The 20,649-nt window shown below is 68.6% G+C and carries 20 protein-coding genes; 12 read left to right on the top strand and 8 right to left on the bottom strand.

All coding sequences use genetic code 11. From position 1 onward, the window contains the following. Window positions 1–9: 9 nt before the first annotated feature. On the top strand, window positions 10–405 hold the full coding sequence (locus RUH65_RS04725) for a sterol carrier family protein (RefSeq protein WP_313816070.1): 396 nt from the start codon (window positions 10–12) through the stop codon (window positions 403–405). A 251-nt stretch (window positions 406–656) separates the two neighbouring features. Here RUH65_RS04725 and RUH65_RS04720 read toward each other — a convergent pair whose 3' ends face one another. The 3 genes from RUH65_RS04720 to RUH65_RS04710 form a co-directional block, all read right to left on the bottom strand. Then, a complete protein-coding gene (locus RUH65_RS04720; RefSeq protein ID WP_313816068.1) occupies window positions 657–2,306 on the bottom strand; it encodes a tannase/feruloyl esterase family alpha/beta hydrolase in 1,650 nt (549 codons plus the stop codon). Between the two features lie 139 nt (window positions 2,307–2,445). After that, window positions 2,446–3,513, bottom strand: coding sequence for a helix-turn-helix domain-containing protein (locus tag RUH65_RS04715; protein WP_313816066.1), 1,068 nt, complete (start codon window positions 3,511–3,513; stop codon window positions 2,446–2,448). A 366-nt stretch (window positions 3,514–3,879) separates the two neighbouring features. Next, a complete protein-coding gene (locus tag RUH65_RS04710; RefSeq protein WP_313816065.1) occupies window positions 3,880–4,254 on the bottom strand; it encodes a hypothetical protein in 375 nt (124 codons plus the stop codon). 49 nt (window positions 4,255–4,303) lie between these two features. On the opposite strand from RUH65_RS04710, the gene RUH65_RS04705 reads away from it, so the two are divergent. The 4 genes from RUH65_RS04705 to purM all read left to right on the top strand — a co-directional run bounded on the left by RUH65_RS04705 (window position 4,304) and on the right by purM (window position 8,654). Beyond that, on the top strand, window positions 4,304–5,572 hold the full coding sequence (locus RUH65_RS04705; RefSeq protein ID WP_313816064.1) for a hypothetical protein: 1,269 nt from the start codon (window positions 4,304–4,306) through the stop codon (window positions 5,570–5,572). Beyond that, the gene (locus RUH65_RS04700) at window positions 5,508–5,819 is read left to right on the top strand and encodes a hypothetical protein (RefSeq protein WP_313816063.1); all 312 of its coding nucleotides are present in this window, start codon (window positions 5,508–5,510) and stop codon (window positions 5,817–5,819) included. The genes RUH65_RS04705 and RUH65_RS04700 overlap by 65 nt, the downstream gene beginning before the upstream one ends. Next, window positions 5,809–7,434: an amidophosphoribosyltransferase gene (gene purF, locus RUH65_RS04695; protein WP_313816089.1), complete on the top strand. Its 1,626-nt coding sequence runs from the start codon at window positions 5,809–5,811 to the stop codon at window positions 7,432–7,434. The genes RUH65_RS04700 and purF overlap by 11 nt, the downstream gene beginning before the upstream one ends. Before the next feature lie 122 nt (window positions 7,435–7,556). Beyond that, entirely contained in the window at window positions 7,557–8,654 is a 1,098-nt protein-coding gene (gene purM, locus RUH65_RS04690; protein WP_396179612.1) for a phosphoribosylformylglycinamidine cyclo-ligase, read from the top strand. Window positions 8,655–8,677: 23 nt separating this feature from the next. On the opposite strand, the gene RUH65_RS04685 is transcribed toward purM, so the two are convergent. Both RUH65_RS04685 and RUH65_RS04680 read right to left on the bottom strand, forming a co-directional pair. Next, window positions 8,678–9,601, bottom strand: coding sequence for a Sir2 family NAD-dependent protein deacetylase (locus RUH65_RS04685; RefSeq protein ID WP_313816087.1), 924 nt, complete (start codon window positions 9,599–9,601; stop codon window positions 8,678–8,680). A gap of 119 nt (window positions 9,602–9,720) precedes the next feature. Next, window positions 9,721–9,933 carry a DUF3073 domain-containing protein gene (locus RUH65_RS04680; RefSeq protein WP_188805886.1) on the bottom strand — a complete coding sequence of 71 codons (213 nt, stop codon included), beginning with the start codon at window positions 9,931–9,933 and terminating at the stop codon, window positions 9,721–9,723. Between the two features lie 161 nt (window positions 9,934–10,094). Here RUH65_RS04680 and RUH65_RS04675 point away from each other — a divergent pair, with 161 nt between their 5' ends. Then, complete coding sequence (locus RUH65_RS04675) at window positions 10,095–10,823, top strand: hypothetical protein (protein ID WP_313816061.1); 729 nt, start codon at window positions 10,095–10,097, stop codon at window positions 10,821–10,823. A gap of 6 nt (window positions 10,824–10,829) precedes the next feature. Here the strand turns inward: RUH65_RS04675 and clpB are convergent, their stop codons facing one another. Then, complete coding sequence (clpB, locus tag RUH65_RS04670; RefSeq protein ID WP_313816060.1) at window positions 10,830–13,466, bottom strand: ATP-dependent chaperone ClpB; 2,637 nt, start codon at window positions 13,464–13,466, stop codon at window positions 10,830–10,832. Between the two features lie 346 nt (window positions 13,467–13,812). Between clpB and RUH65_RS04665 the strand changes: the two genes are divergently transcribed. Then, window positions 13,813–14,961: a YihY/virulence factor BrkB family protein gene (locus RUH65_RS04665; protein ID WP_313816059.1), complete on the top strand. Its 1,149-nt coding sequence runs from the start codon at window positions 13,813–13,815 to the stop codon at window positions 14,959–14,961. Here RUH65_RS04665 and RUH65_RS04660 read toward each other — a convergent pair. Both RUH65_RS04660 and RUH65_RS04655 read right to left on the bottom strand, forming a co-directional pair. Further along, the gene (locus RUH65_RS04660; protein WP_313816057.1) at window positions 14,958–15,560 is read right to left on the bottom strand and encodes a response regulator transcription factor; all 603 of its coding nucleotides are present in this window, start codon (window positions 15,558–15,560) and stop codon (window positions 14,958–14,960) included. The two genes, RUH65_RS04665 and RUH65_RS04660, sit on opposite strands and share 4 nt — an antisense overlap. Next, entirely contained in the window at window positions 15,557–16,912 is a 1,356-nt protein-coding gene (locus RUH65_RS04655; protein WP_313816055.1) for a histidine kinase, read from the bottom strand. The genes RUH65_RS04660 and RUH65_RS04655 overlap by 4 nt, the downstream gene beginning before the upstream one ends. A gap of 184 nt (window positions 16,913–17,096) precedes the next feature. On the opposite strand from RUH65_RS04655, the gene RUH65_RS04650 reads away from it, so the two are divergent. From RUH65_RS04650 to RUH65_RS04630, 5 genes are all read left to right on the top strand, one after another. Then, window positions 17,097–17,591 (top strand): small multi-drug export protein, encoded by a 495-nt coding sequence (locus tag RUH65_RS04650; RefSeq protein WP_313816054.1) that lies wholly within the window; start codon window positions 17,097–17,099, stop codon window positions 17,589–17,591. 24 nt (window positions 17,592–17,615) lie between these two features. Continuing rightward, window positions 17,616–17,978 carry a cupin gene (locus RUH65_RS04645; protein ID WP_313816053.1) on the top strand — a complete coding sequence of 121 codons (363 nt, stop codon included), beginning with the start codon at window positions 17,616–17,618 and terminating at the stop codon, window positions 17,976–17,978. Window positions 17,979–18,116: 138 nt separating this feature from the next. After that, entirely contained in the window at window positions 18,117–18,941 is an 825-nt protein-coding gene (locus tag RUH65_RS04640; RefSeq protein WP_313816052.1) for an ABC transporter substrate-binding protein, read from the top strand. A 74-nt stretch (window positions 18,942–19,015) separates the two neighbouring features. Further along, window positions 19,016–19,801, top strand: coding sequence for an amino acid ABC transporter permease (locus RUH65_RS04635; protein ID WP_313816086.1), 786 nt, complete (start codon window positions 19,016–19,018; stop codon window positions 19,799–19,801). A gap of 9 nt (window positions 19,802–19,810) precedes the next feature. Continuing rightward, window positions 19,811–20,596: an amino acid ABC transporter ATP-binding protein gene (locus RUH65_RS04630; RefSeq protein ID WP_313816051.1), complete on the top strand. Its 786-nt coding sequence runs from the start codon at window positions 19,811–19,813 to the stop codon at window positions 20,594–20,596. Window positions 20,597–20,649 lie beyond the last annotated feature (53 nt).

The raw sequence follows: 20,649 nt of genomic DNA, 5'->3' as shown, positions 1-20,649 counted from the left end.
TCAGCAGTCATGTCCGTCAAGCGCCGCATCTCTGACGACGACGGCCGCGCAGCCCTCGAGTCCTGGTTCCGCGCCCGCTCGGCCGGGGTGGACGGGGCGCGGGACGCCGCCGCCCTGCCCCGCAGCACCCGGGCCACCGCCGTCCGCTACACCTTGGAGGAGCTCGCCACCCGGGCCCCGGGGAACTCCGTGGAGGTCCGGGTCCCCCCGTTCGGGGTCTGCCAGTGCGTCGAGGGTCCGCGCCACACGCGCGGCACTCCCCCGAACGTCATCGAGATGGACCCGGCGACGTGGCTGGAACTGGCCACGGGGCTCACGGACTGGGAGGCCGCCGTCGGGACCGGGACGGTGCTCGCCTCCGGCTCCCGCGCCAACCTGTCCGAATGGATGCCGCTGCAGCCCTAGCCGTCTGCGGTTCGGCCGCTGAACACCATGCACCCGGGGTGATCGGTCATCGGCGCAGCCGACGTTGCACCCTGCGGTTGACAGACCTGTCCGATCATGTTTCACAGCGCGCCGCCCGCTGACCGGAGACCGCCGCCGGACAGGTCACCGGACGGGTCTTACGGGGCACGTTCAAGGCGTGCTCCCGTTCGTGCAGGTCAGCGATGATATTGTCCGGCGGGGGTTGCCTCTGCGATCAGTTCCCGGTGACCTCAGGGCCGTGTTCCTTCGGAATTCCAGCTGGATGGGACTGAAGGGTCGCCACTGGTGTAGTTGGCTACTGCTGGATACGGCAGGACCGGGCGGCGTAGATCTACCAGGTCGTCGCTGTCGCGGACGTGCGTGGCCAGGATGGCACCGGGTGCGGTGTCGCTTTCGACCCAGTGCATGAGTGCGGTCATTCCGTCTGCCAGGGAGAGGCCAGGCCCGTATCCCTTGAGCGATGAGTGTCCATGGCCGGGGAGAAGGAAGACGCGGAAGAACTCGGCCGTGGCCGTTCGCCCGCCCATGGTCTCCACCACTCGCTCGTGGTATTCGACGGTGCCTTGCGGTGGGATGACTTCATCACCCATGCCGTGGGAGATCAGTACTTTTCCACCTGCGTCTCGCACGCCGGTCAGGTCCGAATCACTGAAGTCGTAGTCGGCGAACATCTGCACGCTGCGATGGAACATCTCCCCGAAGTTCTCCATGGTCACCGTGCGCCAATCGAAGCTGGGGTCTCGCATGATCCAGGACGACGCCCAGTCCTTGGTGAGGAAGAACGGGTCCGGTTCGAGAACACTGTCGACTTCATGGCAGTTCAGCATTCCTACTGGCATGTACTCGTTCCAGCTCTCGGCACCGACCGGTAGCCCATACCAAAGCTGTTGTCCGTCACTGGTTCTGGGCCCGTCCCAGATCAGCCGCATGACTTCCACATCGAGTTCGGTGACCGGCCCCGCCTCGGTTTCTGTGCCAATCGCGGGGCTGGGGTCCCAGACAGGGAAGTCGGAGCGCCAGAGCAGGCCGTCTTCGACCCCGTCTTCTGTGTCCAGTGCGGCAATGGCTGCTTCACGCATGGCGGCGAAGCGCGCGGAGGGCACGGGGTTCTTCAAGTCTTTCATGACGATGGCCGGCCAGAGTTGGGCGATGGACATCTTCGACCAGTTGATGGCCGGGCATTCGGCCCAGTAGCCGTCGAAGTCCTCCGGGTGCTTCTGCGCCGTGGCCAAGGTTTGTCGACCTCCGCCGGAGGCTCCCATCATGTACGAATACACCGGTGCAGCCCCGTAGATGGCTTCGGTCAGCAGTTTGGAGATCACGGCTAGCTGATGAGTTGCGCCGTAGGCCCAGTTGTTTGTGAGCTCCCAGTCGATATCACCGGTGGCTTCATCCAGACCCCAGGCGAAGAATCGCGAGTCCTGGTTCCCACCGTCCGTGGAAGCGGTCACGAAGCCGTTGCGCACACCGTCAGCCAGAGTGGGTGCGGTCATGGCCGGCTCTTTGACCCATAGGGGTGAGGTGCGGTTGCCGCCCCCGCCGACTGCCAGGAGCCGACCGTTCCATCGCAACGGTGCCCACAGGGTCAGGTTCGTGGTGCGCCGGTCTCCGCGGATCTGGACCCGAACGTCAATGACGTCTGGAAGTCGGTCCGCCCGACCTTCGGGAGAGTCAATGAATCCCTCGCTATTGAGCTGCGCAGAGATGACACTGGTGCCCTGAAGGTGTGAAACGGCCGCATTCAGGGCATCTGCGCTGATGCGCTCTGATGGCACTTCAGCACGAGGAATTTCGCGCGTATCAATCCACTGATTCAGATCGTTGGCACCTGAGACGAATGCTATGTCCGTGATTGCTGGCACTCCGGGGGCAGAGGTCATGGTCGAGCCTTCCTGTCGGGTTGACGACGCCGCCATTTGCCTGTGACGCGCCACACGCCAGTCCATCAACGCGGCGAGAAGGCCTCAAGGGGCGCGACCGCGCCATACGGAGGGTTTGATGAGCCACTCGTCGGGGTGATTAGACCAAGCTCAGGAACGGGAGCGGAGCGCTGCGAGCACTCCCCTGCTCGACCGGGTGCCGTGCCAGTCGTCTGAGTTGCAACGCGAGATGCAGTCGGAGCCGACCACCCGCCGATTGCAGATCCCAGTTAAGGCGAGTCTCCACGGTTTTCAGCCTTGATTGCACGGTGGAGTGGTGCGTGTAGAGGGCCGACGCTGCAAGGCGGAGGCTTGAGTGCCTGACCAGGGCATCGAGTGTGGCTGCTGCCCACGGGTACTCGGCACACACCGCCTCAAGTGCCCGCACATCGGGATGGTCGGCCCCGTCGGTATCGGACAAGAGTGAGACTGCACCCAGCTCCTCAAATCTGACCAGTGACGGGCCAGGATCCACATCGGTGCCCTCGGCGGCAAACGCCAACGCTATCCGAGCCTGATGCCAGGACGTGCGTAGATTGAACGCGTCCACCACCTCACCCAGCCCGGTTCTGCCGTCGCCGAAGAGCCTGCTCTCCTCGTCCGGATGCATTCCTCGTCCCTCGTCGCCGGGACGCAGCGTGAGGACGCTGACGATGCCACCCGGTTGGGCCACTGCGAGGCACCGGGAGCTCGATTGCAAGCCCAACCGAGACAGGATTTCGGGCACAGCCGGCCCGTGGTCCTCATCCACCAGCGCGGCCAGATGATCGATCGTGCCTGCCGCCCTGTGATCTGCCCCGTCCAGGCGCCGGGCGCGGAGCAAACGCGCCGCAGAGAACATCGCGGTCGATTGGACCACGTCCAACGTTCCGATCAATTCCAACCAGAGCCCCGGCCCCTCACCTTCGATCACGGCTTCGCTGACCCACCGCTCGTGCAAGGTGTCGCTCGCATAGCCGACGTCACCGCCAGGCGTAGCACGCAGCACAAGCCCGGTCTTGGGCACGGCGACGCGTACGGGCAGGTCTACCGCCAAAGCCAAAGCCAAAGCCACGTCCGCCTCGTTCCAACCTTCACTGGCGGCCAGCTCATCGAACGCGGCAATGACGTCCAACGCCGTGACCGCCCGGGGATCGAAGAGCGCCATCTGCCTCAGCACGTGTTCCATGGGCCGAGCCTAGTGCGACGGCGCTCTCCGAAAGGCCATCCCTCTGCAGTCAATGATCGGATGCCTTCGGGGTTCACGACGTCACTGCATAGACCGAGCGCACCGGCGAGGATGAGCGGAGACCTAGACTTCGGATATGAGATTCGAATTGATGAATCGACCAACACGATCCGTTTCCGGACTCATTGCCATCGCTATGTTGTTGACTATTGCGAGTCAGGTTCTCTTATTACTTTCATCGGACCGAGGACTTGCGTGGGCCTCCTGGGTCGTCCTCATTCTGAGTTGCCTTCTTCTGGCCTACGCGGTATTCCATCTTGTCAGAAAACGCCCGCCCGAAGAGTCTGGCCGTGGCTGATGAGGCGTTCACCGCCGGAATCTCCACAGGGATTCCTCCATGCACATGGTCAGGGGCCACCGGTACCGGCCCGTAGGGCGGACCGTCTCTTGATCGCCCGTCCTGCGCGTGCGAGCTGGAATGTGTTCAGGAAAGTCTGCCTCCCCGATGCCACCAGGTTCATAGAACCCTTCGATGAAGCCACGCGCCTCCTCCATCAGCTGCTCCGGAGTCATTTGTGCCCTGGAATCCGACCAATCGACTGAGAGGCCCACGGTGAAACCGTAATTGCCGTGGCCCGGACCGTTGATCCGCTCGAAGTCGTAGCTCATCATCCCGGTGGGTTGCCGCCTCTGACTCACGCCGAACAACTCATCATCCATCGAGAACTCCAAGTCGTCCATCCAACAAGATTAGATGCGGGATGCCGTCCTCATCCTGAGGGGAACCATCGTGAAGACCGCGACACACCTGGCCCTGCCTGCCGCCGTCGCCCTGCACACCATGGGCGCCATCCTGGTCTCGCTCGCGACCTGGGCAGTAATCGCCAATAGCGCCTCACCCGCGGCGCTGAACGGCGGGCTCTGGGTTCTGAGCTATGCCCTCGCCGCCATCGTCGGGCTCTTGGGAGTCCTCGGCCTGGCCCTGGCCCTCCGGGACCGGCGGGCGAACTCCGGCGGCCGGGCGGCTCAGACCCTTGCATCCGTGGCCCTGGCCACCGCCCTGATCCTGTCGGCCGTCCGGACTTTCATACCCCTCGGCGTGGTCGACCGCGCGATCGGCATCGAGGGCTACAACGCCGTCCTCCGGACCCTCTCCATGGCCGGAGTGCTACTGGCCGCCACCGCCGTGGTGGCCGGCAAGTCCGCCGCCGTCGCGACCCCGATGGAGCGCACCGGCCGGCGGTTTCCGCGCCATCTGGCCACCCCGCTGGCCCTGGCCTGCCTAGCGCTCGTCCTGCCGCTGCTGGACGCCGTCGAGATCGGCCAAGGCGCTTGGCTGCCGCTAGTCTTCGCCGTGGCCCTGGCCATCGCCGCCGTGGCCGGGGCCGTGCTGGACTTCCGCGCGCTCGTCAGCCTGATCGGGGTGCTGTTCTCCGCGGCTTCCGGGCGCTACGCTTCCAGAGCGGCACGGTCTTCCGTCATCGCCACCGCCCTGGTGTTCGTGGCGGCCGCCACCTTCATCCCGTTCCAGTCCGCCGGAGCGGCCCTCGTCAGCGTCATAGCAACGGCCCTCCTGCTGCTCGTGGCACTGGGGTCCGGGCTGGTCGCCGTCCTCTCGTCCCGCCCCACCCTGCGGCTGCCCGAGCCGGCGGAGACGTCGTTCACAGAGACCGACACCGGCGTCGACACCGTCCGCAACCCTTACCTGCAACGGCACTTTCGCAGTCGCGAGCGTAGCCGACTCGGGGCAGGAAGACGCCTTCCCGCCCCGTACCATGGAAGGCATGACTTTTCCCCCCGACGGTTCCGCGGACACCCCCGCGAGTACCCCGGCAGACGAACCCACCACACCAGGGCCGAACCGGCCAGAGGTGGCCCGGCAGGCGCCGGTGCAGCCGGAGGCAGAACGGCGCGCCACGGGCTCACCGGCCTCCCCCGAGCCGGATGCCCTGGACCGCCGCACGCTAGTGGTCCGCCGGGCCCCGAAGGTGCAGATGTTCCTGATCGGGGGCGCTCTGCTCGGCGTCATCGTCGCACTGCTGGTGACCGCCCTCGGTGAGGCCAACCCCGAGTTCACCTTCGGCTCCACGTTCGGGTACTTCCTGGTGATCTTCGGCGTCCTCGGGGTGGGGGTCGGAGCGCTCGTCTGGCTGGTGCTGGACCGCCGGTCGAAGAGGCACACCTACACCGCGACCGCCCAGTCCGTGGACCGCTACGAGGACGCCGACTACGCCGTCCAGGACCACGATCTGCAGCAGTGGACGGACAAGTGGGAGAATGGGGAGCGTGACCAAGATGCGCGGTGACGGCCTGCTGACACACGACCTCGACCCTCATGAGAAGGGTCCCCAGGACGAATGCGGGGTGTTCGGCGTCTGGGCCCCCGGTGAGGAGGTCTCCAAGCTCGCCTACTACGGCCTGTACGCCCTGCAGCACCGCGGGCAGGAGTCGGCGGGCATCGCCACCTCGGACGGCAAGCGGATCTCCGTGTACAAGGACCTGGGCCTCGTCTCTCAGGTCTTCGACGAGGCGACCTTGAACACCCTGACCGGGCACATCGCCGTCGGGCACTGCCGGTACTCGACCACCGGCGGCAACAACTGGGAGAACGCCCAACCGACCCTCGGCGCCACCGCGGACGGCACCGTGGCCCTGGGCCACAACGGCAACCTGGTGAACTCGGCCGAGCTCTACCGGATGGTGCAGGGCCGCTACGGCAAGCAGACCCGGGGAGAGATGGCCCAGGGCAACACCACGGACACCGCCCTCGTCACGGCCCTGCTGCAGGGCGAGGAGGGTTCCACCCTCGAGCAGACGGCCACCGAGCTGCTCCCCCTGATCCGCGGCGCGTTCTCCTTCGTGTTCATGAACGAGCACACCCTCTACGCCGCACGGGACCCGCAGGGCGTGCGCCCGTTGGTGCTCGGCCGGCTCGAGCGCGGCTGGGTGGTGGCCTCCGAGCAGTCCGCCCTGGCCACGGTGGGGGCCTCCTTCATCCGCGAGGTCGCTCCCGGTGAGCTCATCGCCATCGACGAGGAGGGCATCCGCTCCACCCGCTTCGCCGAGTCCAAGCCGGCGCACTGCGTCTTCGAGTATGTCTACCTCGCCCGGCCGGATGCCACCATCAGCGGCCGCTCCGTGTACGAGTCGCGCGGGGCCATGGGGCGCGCGCTGGCCCGGGAGAACCCGGTGGAAGCCGACGTCGTCATTCCGGTCCCCGAGTCCGGCACGCCCGCCGCGGTGGGCTATGCCGAGGAGTCCGGCATCCCGTTCGGCCAGGGCTTCGTCAAGAACTCCTATGTGGGGCGCACCTTCATCCAGCCCTCACAGACCCTGCGCCAGCTCGGCATCCGGCTCAAGCTCAACGTCCAGCCCGCCGTGGTGTCTGGCAAGCGCGTGGTGGTGGTGGACGATTCGATCGTCCGCGGCAACACCCAGCGCGCGGTGGTCCGGATGCTCAAGGAAGCCGGTGCCGCCGAGGTGCACGTGCGGATCTCCTCGCCGCCCATCAAGTGGCCCTGCTTCTACGGGATCGACTTCGCCTCGCGCGCCGAGCTGATTGCCAACGGCGCCGGGGTCGCCGAGATCGCCGCCTCGATCGGGGCCGACTCTCTGGAGTACATCTCCGCTGATGGCATGATCGAGGCCACCGAGCAGCCCCGCCGCTCGCTGTGCACCGCCTGTTTCACCGGCGACTACCCGATCCCGCTGCCCAGCGAGGACGAGCGCGGCAAGCACCTGCTGGAGCAGCCGGTCACCGCCACGGCGTCCGGGGCCGCGTCCAGCGCCGTGTCCGATCCCGTCGCGGACCCGGCGTCCACCGTGGACCCGGACGAGCGTCCCGGCGCCGTCGGCTGCGACCCGGGACCCGACGCGCCCTACGAAGACCTGCTGACCGCAACCGACAGGACCCCGCTGTGACCGCTTCCGAGCACCCCCACGATCCGGCCGGCGCCGTGCCCGGCACCGCCGCGACCGCCCCCGGGACCACCTACGCCTCCGCCGGCGTGGACGTGGAAGCCGGGGACCTGGCCGTCGAGTTGATGAAGGACGCCGTCAAGGCCACCCACCACGACTCCGTGGTCGGCGGCTTCGGCGGCTTCGCCGGACTGTATGACGTCTCCGCGCTGCTGAAGTACTCCCAGCCGCTGCTGGCCACCTCCACGGACGGCGTCGGCACCAAGGTCGCGATCGCGCAGGCACTGGACAAGCACGACACGATCGGCTTCGACCTGGTCGGCATGGTCGTGGACGACATCGTGGTGGTCGGCGCCGAACCGCTGTTCATGACCGACTACATCGCCTGCGGCAAGGTCGTGCCGGAGCGCATCGCGGACATCGTCCGCGGCATCGCCGCCGGCTGTGCGGCCGCCGGCACCGCCCTGGTGGGCGGGGAGACCGCCGAGCACCCCGGCCTGCTGGGTGTGGACGAGTATGACGTGGCCGGTGCCGCCACCGGCGTGGTCGAGGCCTCGGCCCTGCTCGGGCCCGAGCGCGTCCGGGAGGGGGACGTGGTCATCGCCATGGCCTCCTCCGGCATCCACTCCAATGGCTACTCCCTGGTCCGCCGCGTCATCAACGACGCCGGCTGGTCCCTCGACCGTGAGGTCACCGACCTGGGCCGCACGCTCGGGGAGGAACTGCTCGAGCCCACCCGCATCTACACCGCCGACTGCCTCGACGTGATGCGCCACCTCAACGGGGATCCGATCGCGGGCACCACGCCCGCGGTGGCGACCGCCTCCGGTGAAGCGGCGCTGCACGGCTTCTCCCACGTCACCGGCGGCGGGCTCGCGGCCAACCTGGCCCGCGTGCTCCCGCAGGGCCTGATGGCCACCGTGGACCGCGGAACCTGGTCACTGCCGGCCGTGTTCTCCCTCGTCGGCCAGCTCGGCCGCGTCCCGCTGGAGGACCTGGAGCGCACCCTGAACCTCGGTGTCGGCATGGTCGCCGTGGTGGATCCGGCAGCCGCCGATGAGGCGCTGACCCGGCTCAACGCCCGTGGCCTGACCTCCTGGGTCGCCGGCACCGTGGGCCGTGTGACCGACGAGGCCCGGAATGCCGGAGCCGACTTCATGCAAGGCGCCAAGGGCGTGGACGGCGGAGCGGTGCTGCTGACCGGGGACTACGCCACCGCCTGACGCACTACCCGGCGCGAGAACGCTCAGAGCCGGGCATCCAGCCACTCCAACGCCGGCGCCAGCCGCGTGCGCCAGCGGAAGGCGGCCCTGGTGTCAGCGCGCGTGGGGCCGCCGTTGAGGACCGCTACCGGCTTGCCCTGCTTCTCGGCGTCCAGCACGAACTTGTAGCCGCTCATGACGGCCAGTGACGTGCCGATCGCCAGGACAGAACCGGCCCGCTCGAACGCCTGCCGGGCGGCGGCCTTCCGCTCGGCCGGAACGCTCTCGCCGAAATAGACGACGTCCGGCTTCAGCTCCACGGAACCGCACACCAGGCAGCCGACCAGGTGGAACCGGTCCACCCACTCCTGCCCCAGCGTCACATCCCCGTCCGGGTTGACCATCTGCGGGTCCACCCGGACGGCCTCGAGGTAGCCGGGATTCGCCTCCACCAGCCGGGCGTCGAAGGACCGGCGATCCTCCAGGGCCCCGCAGTGCAGGCAGCGCACCCGGTCCAGGTCCCCGTGCAGGGCCACCAGGCCCGGGGTGCCCGCCGCGGCGTGCAGTCCGTCCACGTTCTGGGTCACGACGCCGGCCAGGATCCCCGCGCGCTGCCAGCCCGCCAGGATGTGGTGGGCCCGGTTCGGGAAGGCGGCGTCCATCTGCCGCCAGCCCACGAAGGACCGCGCCCAATAGCGGTGCCGGGCGCCGTCGTCGTGCCGGAATTCCTGGTAGGTCATCGGCCGGTGCCGCCGCAGGGATCCCTGCGGCCCGCGGTAGTCGGGGATGCCGGAGTCCGTGGAGATGCCGGCGCCGGTGATCACCAGCGGGCGGTGTTCCCGCAATAGGTCCATGATGCCCGCTCGCGCGATGGCAGGATCCTGTGGCGGGGCCGCGTCCTCCACGACGCGGGCGATCGAGCGCAGGGCGGCCCGATGTCCGTTGGCCGCCGGATGGCCCGGGCGCAGGGTGGTGCCCGGAAATCCATCTGGCTTCTCCACCGACGCGGCAGTACCTGCCGTGTCCGCCGTCGCCGACGTGTCCCGAGGAGGCTCGGCGAACGGTGGTTCAGTCGACATGGCGACGATCAACCCTGCGTGCGGGGATCGTCGTCCTCCTCGGCATCCTTCACATAGTCCGCGTACTTGTCCGCGTAGTCGATGTACTGGTCATCGTCATGGCTGGAACCGCTGTTGCCGGCCAGCTCACGCTCCAGTGCCGACAAATCTGTGGCCGGGGAGAAATACTTCATGTCCCGGGCCTGCTTGGTTGCTTTTGCCTTTTGACGGCCGCGCCCCATGAGCGTGACCCCCTTTGTTGTCCGTCCCCGTGCCGTCAGCCCCTAGGCAGGGCTGGTCCGGAGTATGCACTGATCATGATGGTTCGTGGACACTAGGTTAACATGTTTCAGCACCCCTTGGAGCCGCCTGCCAGCGTGACGGCACCGAAAGGACCATGACCATGGACACACGCCCGGACGGGTCAGGCGACGAGTCAAGCCCTGACGCCCCCGAACCCACCAACGCGGCCGACACCGCGGAGTCGACGGAGGCCCCTGAGACAGCTGAGGCTGCCGGCGCTGGGGATCGCTACGTCCCCTACCTGCCGCCCCGCCAGCCCGAGAGCGCGCCGGAGCCCCGGCCCCGGCGGCTGCGGGGCTGGTGGATCGCCCTCGGCGCCCTGGTGGTGGCGGCGCTGGCCGTGTTCGCCCTCTGGCCGCTGTTGAACTCTGCGCAGACCGGCCCCTCCGGTGAGACCGTCCAGCCCGGGCCCAGCGTGTCCCGCAACGCCGAGCCCGGGCTGGACGGGATCGTGGCCCGTGACGTGCCCCCCGCCCAGGTCCTGCCCGGCGACTGCCTGACGGACTTCGAGTCAGTGGGCGAGCCTTCCACCGTGGTGGAGTGCGACCGCGACCATGAGGCCGAGCTGGTCGGCCGCAAACTCTGGCCCACCGGTCGCGCCTTCCCCGAGGACATGCGGGCGGCCGCCGAGCGGTTCTGTGCCACGATCGAACTGGACAGCGCTCCGGATGCCCAGGTCATCGTCGAGATCTCCCATCCCACCCAGGGCACGTGGGACGAGGGCGACCGCCGCGTGGACTGCCTCGCCGTGGCCCATGACGGCACCCTGAACGCCTCCCTCGTGGCGGAACCCGTCCTGGAGGACTGGACAGACCACGTGGATGGCTAGCTGACGTCAGTCAGCCTTGCGGGTGACGGAGAGGCGGTCCTGCTCGCCGGAGCCAGACTCCTCGCCTGCGGCGCGATCCACCAGGACCGTGTCCCCCTCGGCGATAGTGCCGGAGAGCAGGGCCCGGGCGAGTTGATCACCGATCTCGCGTTGCACCAGGCGGCGCAGCGGCCGGGCACCGTAGGCCGGATCGAATCCGGTCAGGGCCAGCCACTCCCGCGCGGCGTCGGTGACCTCCAGAGTCAGCCGGCGTGAGGCCAGCCGGCCGGCGAGTGCGTCCACCTGCAGGTCCACGATCCTCGTGAGGTCCTCGATGGACAGCGGATCGAACATGATGATGTCGTCCAGCCGGTTGAGGAACTCCGGCTTGAAGGAGGAGTTGACCACCCTCATCACCGCGTCCCTCTTCGCCGCGTCATCCAGTCCCTGGTCCACCAGGAATTGCGAGCCCAGGTTGGACGTCATGATGAGGATGACGTTGCGGAAGTCCACGGTGCGGCCCTGACCGTCGGTGAGGCGGCCGTCGTCGAGTACCTGGAGCAGGATGTCGAAGACCTCGGGGTGGGCCTTCTCCACCTCGTCCAGCAGGATCACCGAGTAGGGGCGGCGCCGCACGAGCTCGGTCAGCTGGCCGCCCTCCTCGTGGCCCACGTACCCCGGAGGGGCACCGACGAGGCGGGAGACCGTGTGCTTCTCCGAGTACTCGGACATGTCGATGCGCACCATCGCGTGGTCGTCGTCGAACAGGAACGCCGCGAGCGACTTCGCCAGCTCGGTCTTGCCCACGCCGGTGGGGCCGAGGAAGAGGAACGAGCCCGTGGGGCGGTCCGGGTCCGCGATCCCGGCGCGGGAACGCCGGACGGCGTCGGACACCGACGACACTGCTGCCCGCTGGCCGATCAGGCGCTCACCGAGGTGATCCTCCATGGACAGCAGCTTGTCCTGCTCGGACTGCAGCATGCGCCCGGCCGGAATGCCCGTCCAGGCGGAGATGACCTCCGCGATGTCGTCCGCGGTGACCTCCTCGGACACCATCGACGGCCCCGCGTGCTGGCGGCCCCCTGAGTCTCCGCCGGAGCCGGACTCGGCCTCCACGGCAGCCTGGAGCCGCTTCTCCAGGGAGGGGATCTCCCCGTAGAGGATCCGGGAGGCCTCGGCCAGGTCACCGTCCCGCTGAGCCTTGTCCGCCGCGGAACGCAGTTCGTCCAGCGTCACGCGCAGGTCACCGGCCTGGTTGAGGTTCGACTTCTCGGACTCCCACTGGGCGTTGAGTGCCGCGAGCTCCTCTTTCTGGTTCGCCATCTCCTCGCGCAGGGCGGCCAGCCGCTCCACGGAGGCCGGGTCCGATTCGTTCGCGAGCGCCAGTTCCTCCATGGTCAGGCGGTCCACCGAGCGGCGCAGCTGGTCGATCTCCTCCGGGGCGGAGTCGATCTCCATGCGCAGCCGGGAGGCGGACTCGTCCACCAGATCAATGGCCTTGTCCGGCAGCTGACGGCCGGAGATATACCGGTCCGAGAGGTTGGCGGCGGCCACGAGTGCGGAGTCGGCGATGGCCACCTTGTGGTGGGCCTCGTAGCGCTCCTTGAGCCCGCGCAGGATGGCGATCGTGTCATCCACGGTCGGCTCCCCCACATAGACCTGCTGGAACCGGCGCTCCAGGGCCGGGTCCTTCTCGATGTTCTCCCGGTACTCATCCAGGGTGGTCGCGCCGATCAGGCGCAGCTCGCCACGGGCCAGCATGGGCTTGAGCATGTTGCCGGCATCCATGGCCCCCTCGGAGGCCCCGGCGCCGACGACCGTGTGGATCTCGTCGATGAAGGTGACGATCTGGCCATCTGACTGTTTGATCTCCTCCAGCACAGACTTCAGCCGCTCCTCGAACTCGCCGCGGTACTTGGCCCCGGCGATCATGGATCCCAGGTCCAGGGAGATCAGGGTCTTGCCGCGCAGGGATTCGGGGACGTCTCCGGCCACCATGCGCTGGGCCAGGCCCTCCACCACGGCGGTCTTGCCGACGCCGGGCTCGCCGATGAGCACCGGGTTGTTCTTGGTGCGGCGGGAGAGCACCTGCACCAGGCGGCGGATCTCGGAATCGCGGCCGATGACCGGATCGAGCTTGCCGGCACGGGCGATCTCCGTGAGGTCGGTGCCGTACTTCTCCAGGGCCTGGAAGGTGTTCTCCGGGTCCGGTGTGGTCACGCGGCTGTCCCCGCGGACCTCCTTGACGGCGGCGGAGAGCGCCTCGACGCTGGCACCGGCGTCACGCAGGGCGGTGCCGGCCTTGCCGGCGTCGGCGGCGAGACCGAGCAGGAGGTGCTCGGTGGAGACGTAGTCATCTCCCAGGGCCTCGGCCTGCTGTTGTGCCGCCTGGACCGCCAGCAACGCCTGGCGGGACAGCTGGGCCTGCGCCACGGAGGATCCCGAGCTGGCCGGCAGCTCCTTGATCGCGGTGGAGGCGGCGATGGAGACGACGTCCGGGTCCACGCCGGCGGCCTTGAGGACCGCGACGGCCACGGAGCCGCGCTGGTCCATCAGCGCCTTGAGCAGGTGTGCCGGTTCGATCTGCGGATTGCCGAGGGTGGAGGCGTTCATCGCCGCCCCGGACAGCACCTCTTGGCTCTTGGTGGTGAACTTTGCGTCCATGCTGGTCCTTCCTTGTCTTCGGTCCCGGCCGGACTCTCGGTCCGGGAGGTCTGCCATCGCGTCCTGCGTCGTCGCAGGAGTACTCAGTCAAAGTTGAGTCTAGTTAACTCAACCCTGGCGGCGCAGGCGCTATTCCCCTGCAGACCCCGGCCTCCGCTCCGACGCCGGCCCGTTCCACCGTCACCGCATACCACGTTCCTGCCATGGCCCCATCATGACACCCGGGAGCGGGCGTGGTCAGGCGCTCAGTGCGCCCATTTCGGGGAGATTGCCCGCCCGGGCCGTGAGGATGGACGGCCCTCTGCGAGGTACCGCCACCAGCACCGCACCGGATAACCTCGACACCATGCCCCGCCGCCTGCTTCGCCGTTCGGCACCGGCCCATACCTACGTGCGGCCGCGGTTGACCCTGTTCCACGTACTCCGCCGGACCATCATGAAACTGGTGGGCATGCAGGTGTGGGACGTGGCCGGCGGGATGACCTTCTACACGCTGCTGTCCGTGGTGCCCGGGGCGATCGCCATCGTCTCGATCGTCTCCATGCTGGGGCTGGAGGACGAGACCGTGGTGACCGCCGCCGGGTTGGTCCACGAACTGCTGCCCGAGATCAATCCGCAGGTCCTCGCCTCCACGCTGCTGTCCCTGGCCAACAGCTCCACGGGCGTGCTGGGCCTCGTCCTCGGCCTCGTCGGCTCCATCATCTCCGCCTCCAACGCGCTGGCCTCCTTCCACCGGGCCATGCACCGCATCTACGACACCCGTGAGGGCCGGCCGTTCTTCTGGTTCCGCACGGTGATCTTCTTCGAGACCCTCGTCCTGATGGTCGCCCTGATCCTCGTTCTGCTGCTGGTGCTGATCGGCGGGGACCTCTCCGCTCGGATCGGTGACCTGCTGGGCCTCACCGCAGCCACGGTGACCCTGTGGAACGTGCTGAAGTGGCCGGCCATCCTGGCCGTGCTCGTCTTCGTGGTCTCCGTGGCCTACCACCTGGGCCCGAACGTAGTGCAGCCCCGCTTCCGGTGGCTGTCCTGGGGCGGGCTGACTGCCGTCCTCGCCCTCTTCGCCATGACCCTGCTCCTCGGATGGCTGGCCACCTACGCCGCGGCGTTGAACTGGATCCTCGGCACCTTGAGCAGCCTCGGCGTGGTCATGATGGTCTCCTGGGTCAGCTTCGTCGTGCTCGTGGCCGGCGCCGCCTTCGACGCCGAACTCCTCCGCGGCCGCCAGCTGGCCGCCGGCCTGCCAGCCTGGGACGCCCTGCAGCTGCGCACCCGGTACACCCGTACCCTCGAGTTCCTGGACGAGGACGCCGCCGAGGCCCATTCCACCGCTCGGGCGGTGGTCGAGTCGGTCCGCACCGGCGAGCCCGTCACCATGTCCAGGAGTCCCTGGATCGCCGAGGCGGACACGTTCTGGTCCATCGACTCGTCTGACCGGCCGGTCTCCACGGGGAAGCCCTACCGGACACCGTCCCCGGACCACGAGCCCGTCTAGATCCAGCCCTGCTCCCAGGCCACCTGGGAGGCCTCCCGCCGCGTCCCCACCCCGAGCTTGCCCATGGCCGAGGACAGGTAGTTACGCACCGTTCCGGGCGCCAGATGCAGCCGCTCGGCGATCTGCTGCACGGTGGCCGCGTCCCGTCCGGCCCGCAGCACATCCAGCTCCCGGTCCGTCAGGGGGCTCCGCTCCCCGCCGAGAGCTGTGGCGGCGATGTCCGGGTCCACGTACCGCTTGCCGGCGGCCACGTCCCGGATCACCTTCGCCAGCTCCTCGGCGGGCGTGGACTTCGGCACGAATCCGGACACCTTCTCGTTCAGCGCCCTCCGCAGCACCCCGGGCCGGGCGTGCCGGGTCACGATGATGACCTTCGTGGCCACCTGCCGCAGGATCTGCCCGGCGGCCTCTACGCCGTCCATCTCCGGCATCTCCAGGTCCAGCAGGCAGACGTCCGGCGTCAGCTCCCGGGCAGCAGCCACCGCCTGGAGCCCGTTGTCCACGCCGGCCACCACCTCGAAGTCCTCCTCCAGGCCCAGCAGGGTCTCGAGCGCGCCGCGGATCAGCACCTCGTCGTCGGCGATCAGCAAACGGATCATGCGGTGGGCTCCTTCGGACGGACGGTGGAGGATTCGGGGCGGCCCCGTCCCGGCACTGCGGGCAACCGGGCCTCGAGGACGAAGGCGCCGTCGTCGTACCGGCCGGTCACCGCACCCCCGGAGGAGGCGAACCGCCGGTTCAGACCGGACAACCCCGTGCCCGACGCCGGCCCGCCCCCGGGTGCCCCAGGTCCGGTTGGCGCTCCGGAACCTTCGCCGCCGTGGTCGCCCACCTCGCCGGCGGGCCTCTCGACGCCGTCGTTCACGATGGCCAGCCGCAGGCCGCCGTCGGTGTCCTCCAGGGCGATGGACACCCTGGTGGCCGTGGCGGCATGGCGAAGGATGTTGGTGGCTCCCTCACGGACGGCCAGGCCGAGCAGGGTGCGCACGGCGGGGTCCTCCACGAGGACCCCCCGGATGGTGACGGTGGCGCCGGAGGCCTCAAGGACGTCCTTGGCGTTGGCGATCTCCTCCTCGAGGGAGACCTCACGCAGATTGCGCACCAGCGAGCGCGTCTCATCCAGGGCGGTGCGAGCGATCGTCCGGACCTCATGGATGTTCTCCGCGGCGGCGTCGGCCTTGCCCGCACCCATCAGGCGCTCCGCCAACTCCGCTTTGAGGGCGATGACCTGCAGGTGGTGGCCCTGGATGTCATGCAGGTCCGAGGCGAACCGGAGCCGTTCCCGGGCCACGGCCAGCTGGGCCGCATCCCGGCGGGCGACGTCCAGCTCGACCACGATGTTCCACCACCACGCGGAGAAGAGGAAGACCACCGGGACGAAGACGACGAAGAAGATCAGCGGGGGCACCTGCTGCGCTGCCGCCTCGCTGGGGACGGCCACCCCCGTGATGAGCCGCCCGGCCCACCAGTGCACCACGATCAGCGCGATTCCGCCCCCGATGACCACCCGCCGGGTCACGCCGTGGACCAGGATGGCCAGGATGTTCGCGGCGATCCACAGGGAGACCCCCCCGGGGAAGGCTCCCCCCGGCAGCCACAGGGTCAGTACCCACGCGAGGCCCGCGGGCGCCAGCAGGAGCACGGTGGCCCACGGGTGCGGCCAGCCCGCTCCCATGCCGTTCCTGACCAGCCAGCTGCAGCCGGACTGGGTCAGCCCGCCGATCGCGATCAGCACGGCGGAGACGAGCACCAGCCAGCCGTTCCCGCCGCCGGCCTCGAGGTGGAAGAACAGCAGCATGGCCGCCGCGATGAAGGCCATGAACACGGCGAACACGACCATCGAGATGTACGTGTACCACCAGGTGACCCGCACGCCGCGGACGGACCGGCCGGACACCGTCGAGGGCAATTGCCCCGAAGGTCGGCTCACGGAGGGTTCTGGCTGGCTCACGGTTCCCAGGGTAGGCCGATGACAACTGTCACGGGGTGGCGGTGACGCTTTCGGGGGCGGGGATGACAGCGGGGCACTGCCGCGGATCCGCCGTTCCGACGAGGCTGGAAGCACACCCACCGCAGAACTGCTGTTCAACCGCATCGGGGCCGTCACACCGGTCTCGGCACCGAAAGGCACCATCATGGACATCCTCGCCAACATCCAGTCCTTCACCGAGTCCCTGCCGACCGCCCTGCGGTTCCTCGGAGTCGTGCTCGCCGGGTTCATCCCCTACATCGAGGGTGAGGGCGCCGCCATCGTCGGCATCATCGCCGGCATGGATCCCTGGCTCGCCATCCCGGTGGCCATCCTCGCCAACCTGGCCATCGTGGTGGTGATCGTCCTGTCCTTCGAGAAGATCCGCGCCGCGATCATCAACCGCCGGATCGCCGCCGGCAAGACGCCGAAGCCGGCCTCGGAGAAGCAGCAGAAGGTCCGCCGTGCGCTGGACAAGTACGGCGTCCCCGGTGTCTCCCTGCTCGGTCCCTTCCTCCTGCCGACCCACTTCACCGCCGCCGCGTTGACATCCTTCGGCATCACCAAGGGCCGGGTCATCACCTGGCAGGCCGTGGCCATCGTGCTGTACTCCACCGTGTTCGGGCTGCTCTTCTACGGCATGCTCTCCGTGGTGGCCTGAACCGGCGCGGGCTACGGTGGCATCATGACCTACTCGCCCGGCCCCCACGACCTGACAGCGCTGACCCGCACCACGCTCGAAGCCGCACTGGACAACCCGCATGGCCGTCACGGTGACCTGCTGTTGCGGGACGGCCACCTGCGCCAGTCGATCATCGCCCTGAAGTCCGGGGCGCACCTGGCCGACCACAACGCCCCGCCCGCCGCCACGCTGCAGGTGCTGCTCGGTGCGGTGGACGTCACCGCCGGGTCCGGAGCGGATCTGCACCTGGAACAGGGCCACCTCGTCCAGCTCACGAAGGAACGCCACGGTGTGACGGCCCGGGAGGACAGCGTCTTGTTGCTGACCACCGTGACGGGGGTGGAGGAGGGCAGCCACGGGAACTGATCCCACACTCGACGGCACACCGGGCACACCGGGCAGGCCGCGCGCCGGCCCGCCCGGTGCCCCTCCCCGCTTCCCGGTAGACTGTCCGTCTCGACGCCCTTGCGCTGCAGCAGGGCCCCCCGCACCGGAAGACCCTTCATGACCCCGTCCCGCAACCGACTCGCCCTGGTGGCCGTCCTGGGAGCCGGTTCACTGGCCCTGAGTGGATGTGCCGTGCTCGGCCCTCAGCTCGGCGACTCTGAGACCGGCGCCTCCTCGCCCCTGGTCGAGAGCCTCGACCTGGTCAACCCCGGACAGCTCACCGTCTGTTCCGACATCCCGTACCCTCCCTTCGAGTTCATGCAGGGCAGCGACCTGGTCGGGTATGACATCGACATCGTCCAGCGGATCGCCGACGACCTCGGAGTCCCCCTCTCCGTGGTGGACTCCTCCTTCGAGGCCATCGAGTCCGGGTCCTCACTGACCGGCTGCGACATCAACGCCTCCTCGATCTCCATCACCGAGGCCCGCCAGCAGATCATGGCGTTCTCCGTCCCCTACCTGGACGACGACCTGGTGCTCGTGGCCGAGGAGGGGTCCGGCATCACCGACCTCGAGTCAGCCCAGGGCAAGCGTGTGGGCGTCCAGGCCGCCACCACCGGCGAGGCGTTCGCCGAGGAGAATGGATTGACCCCGATTCAGTTCGAGGACGGCGGCATGCAGTTGGAGGCCCTCCGGGCCGGCACCGTGGAGGCCGTGCTCGGCAACCAGTCCGTGGTGCTCTACAACGTCAAGGACGACCCCCAGTACGAGGTAGTCGCGGAGCTGCCCACCGGTGAGCAGCTCGGCGTGGCCGTGGCCCCGGAGCAGGCGAAACTGCTGTCCGCCGTGAACGCGTCGCTGCAGGGCATGGAAGAGGACGGCACCCTCGACGAGTCCCGCGTGCGCTGGTTCGGCGAGGCAGCAACGGAGGGCGATCAGTGAGCACCGTCAACACCACCGGCCCGGCCTCGGGCCCCAACCCCTCTCCGGGCAACAGCCCGCGGACCGGCCGCACGATGAGCAACCGGCGCCGTCGGCAGATCTCCCTCGGCCTGCAGGCCGGCGTCTTCGTCCTGGCCATCGTGATCCTCGTGGCCGTCATGGACTGGCCGACCCTGGGCCAGTCCGTCTTCAACTTCGCGGAGATCGGACCGCTCTTTCCGGACATCATCCTGGTGGGCCTGGGCAATACCCTGCTGTACACGGCGTCTTCGTTCGTGGTCGGCCTGCTGGGCGGCACGCTGCTGGCCCTGATGCGGCTCTCCTCCTTCCCGCCGTACCGCTGGCTGGCCACCGCCTACATCGAGCTGTTCCGCGGCCTGCCCGCCCTGCTCGTCTTCATCGCCTTCGGCTACGGCGTGCCCTTCGCCTTCGGCGTCCAGTGGCCCATTCCCCTGGTGGTGATGGCTTCCTTAGGCATGGTCTCCTCGGCCTACATCGCCGAGACCCTGCGCGCCGGCCTGCAGGCCGTGCCGAAGGGACAGGCGGAGGCCGCCCGTTCCCTGGGCATGCCGGCCTGGCGTGCCATGGTCACGATCGTCATCCCCCAGGCCTTCCGCCTGGTGCTGCCGCCCCTGACCAACGAGGTCATCCTGCTGACCAAGGACTCGTCCCTCGTCTACGTCCTGGGGCTGGCCGCCCACGAGTACGAGCTGACCAAGTTCGGCCGGGACGGCATCACCGCCCTGGACGCCGGCCTCACCCCGGTGCTCGTGGCCGGTGTCATGTACCTGATCATCACCGTTCCCCTGTCCCTGCTGGCGCGGAAGTTCGAATCGCGCACCAACCGCACGCGCGTCTGAGAGGCCACGATGACCGAGACCACCAGCCACGCCAGCGCCATCCGCGCCGGCGGCGTCGCCATCACCGGCCTGCACAAGTCCTACGGCTCCAATGAGGTCCTCAAGGGCATCGACCTGACCGTGGCCCCCGGTGAGGTGGTGTGCCTGATCGGTCCCTCCGGCTCGGGCAAGTCCACCCTGCTGCGCTGCGTGAACCTGCTGGAGACCCCCAACCAGGGCACGGTGGCCGTGTCCGGCTTCGACGCCACCGATCCGGAGGTGGACCTCAACGCCATGCGCCGCCACGTCGGCATGGTGTTCCAGCAGTTCAACCTGTTCCCCCACCTGTCCGTGCTGGAGAACTGCACGGTGGCCCAGGTCAAGGTGCTGCACCGCGCCAAGGCCGAGGCGGCCGGCGTCGCGCGCGAGAACCTGCGCCGCGTGGGGCTGGACGGTTTCGAGGACCGGTACCCGGACCAGCTCTCCGGCGGCCAGCAGCAGCGCGTGGCCATAGCCCGCGCGCTGTCCATGGACCCGCAGCTGATGCTCTTCGACGAGCCGACCTCCGCCCTGGACCCGGAGACCGTGGGCGAGGTGCTCTCCGTGATGCGTGGGCTGGCCGGCGCCGGGATGACCATGCTCGTGGTCACCCACGAGATGGGCTTCGCTCGCGAGGTCGCTGACCGCGTGGTGTTCATGGACGGCGGCGTGGTCGTCGAGGAGGGCCCGGCCGAGCAGGTCATCGGCTCCCCCACCCAGCCACGTACCCAGGACTTCCTGCGCCGGGTCCTGAACCCGACCGGCGTCGAGCTCTAGGCCGTCACCTCGGCCGTCACACTCATCCTGCCAGGCCACACGGATTATCTCTG

The organism is Citricoccus sp., assembly GCF_032154715.1.
GTDB lineage: Bacteria > Actinomycetota > Actinomycetes > Actinomycetales > Micrococcaceae > Citricoccus.
The sequence above is the reverse complement of the archived record's forward strand: the minus strand, read 5'-3'. Positions and strand labels throughout refer to the sequence as shown.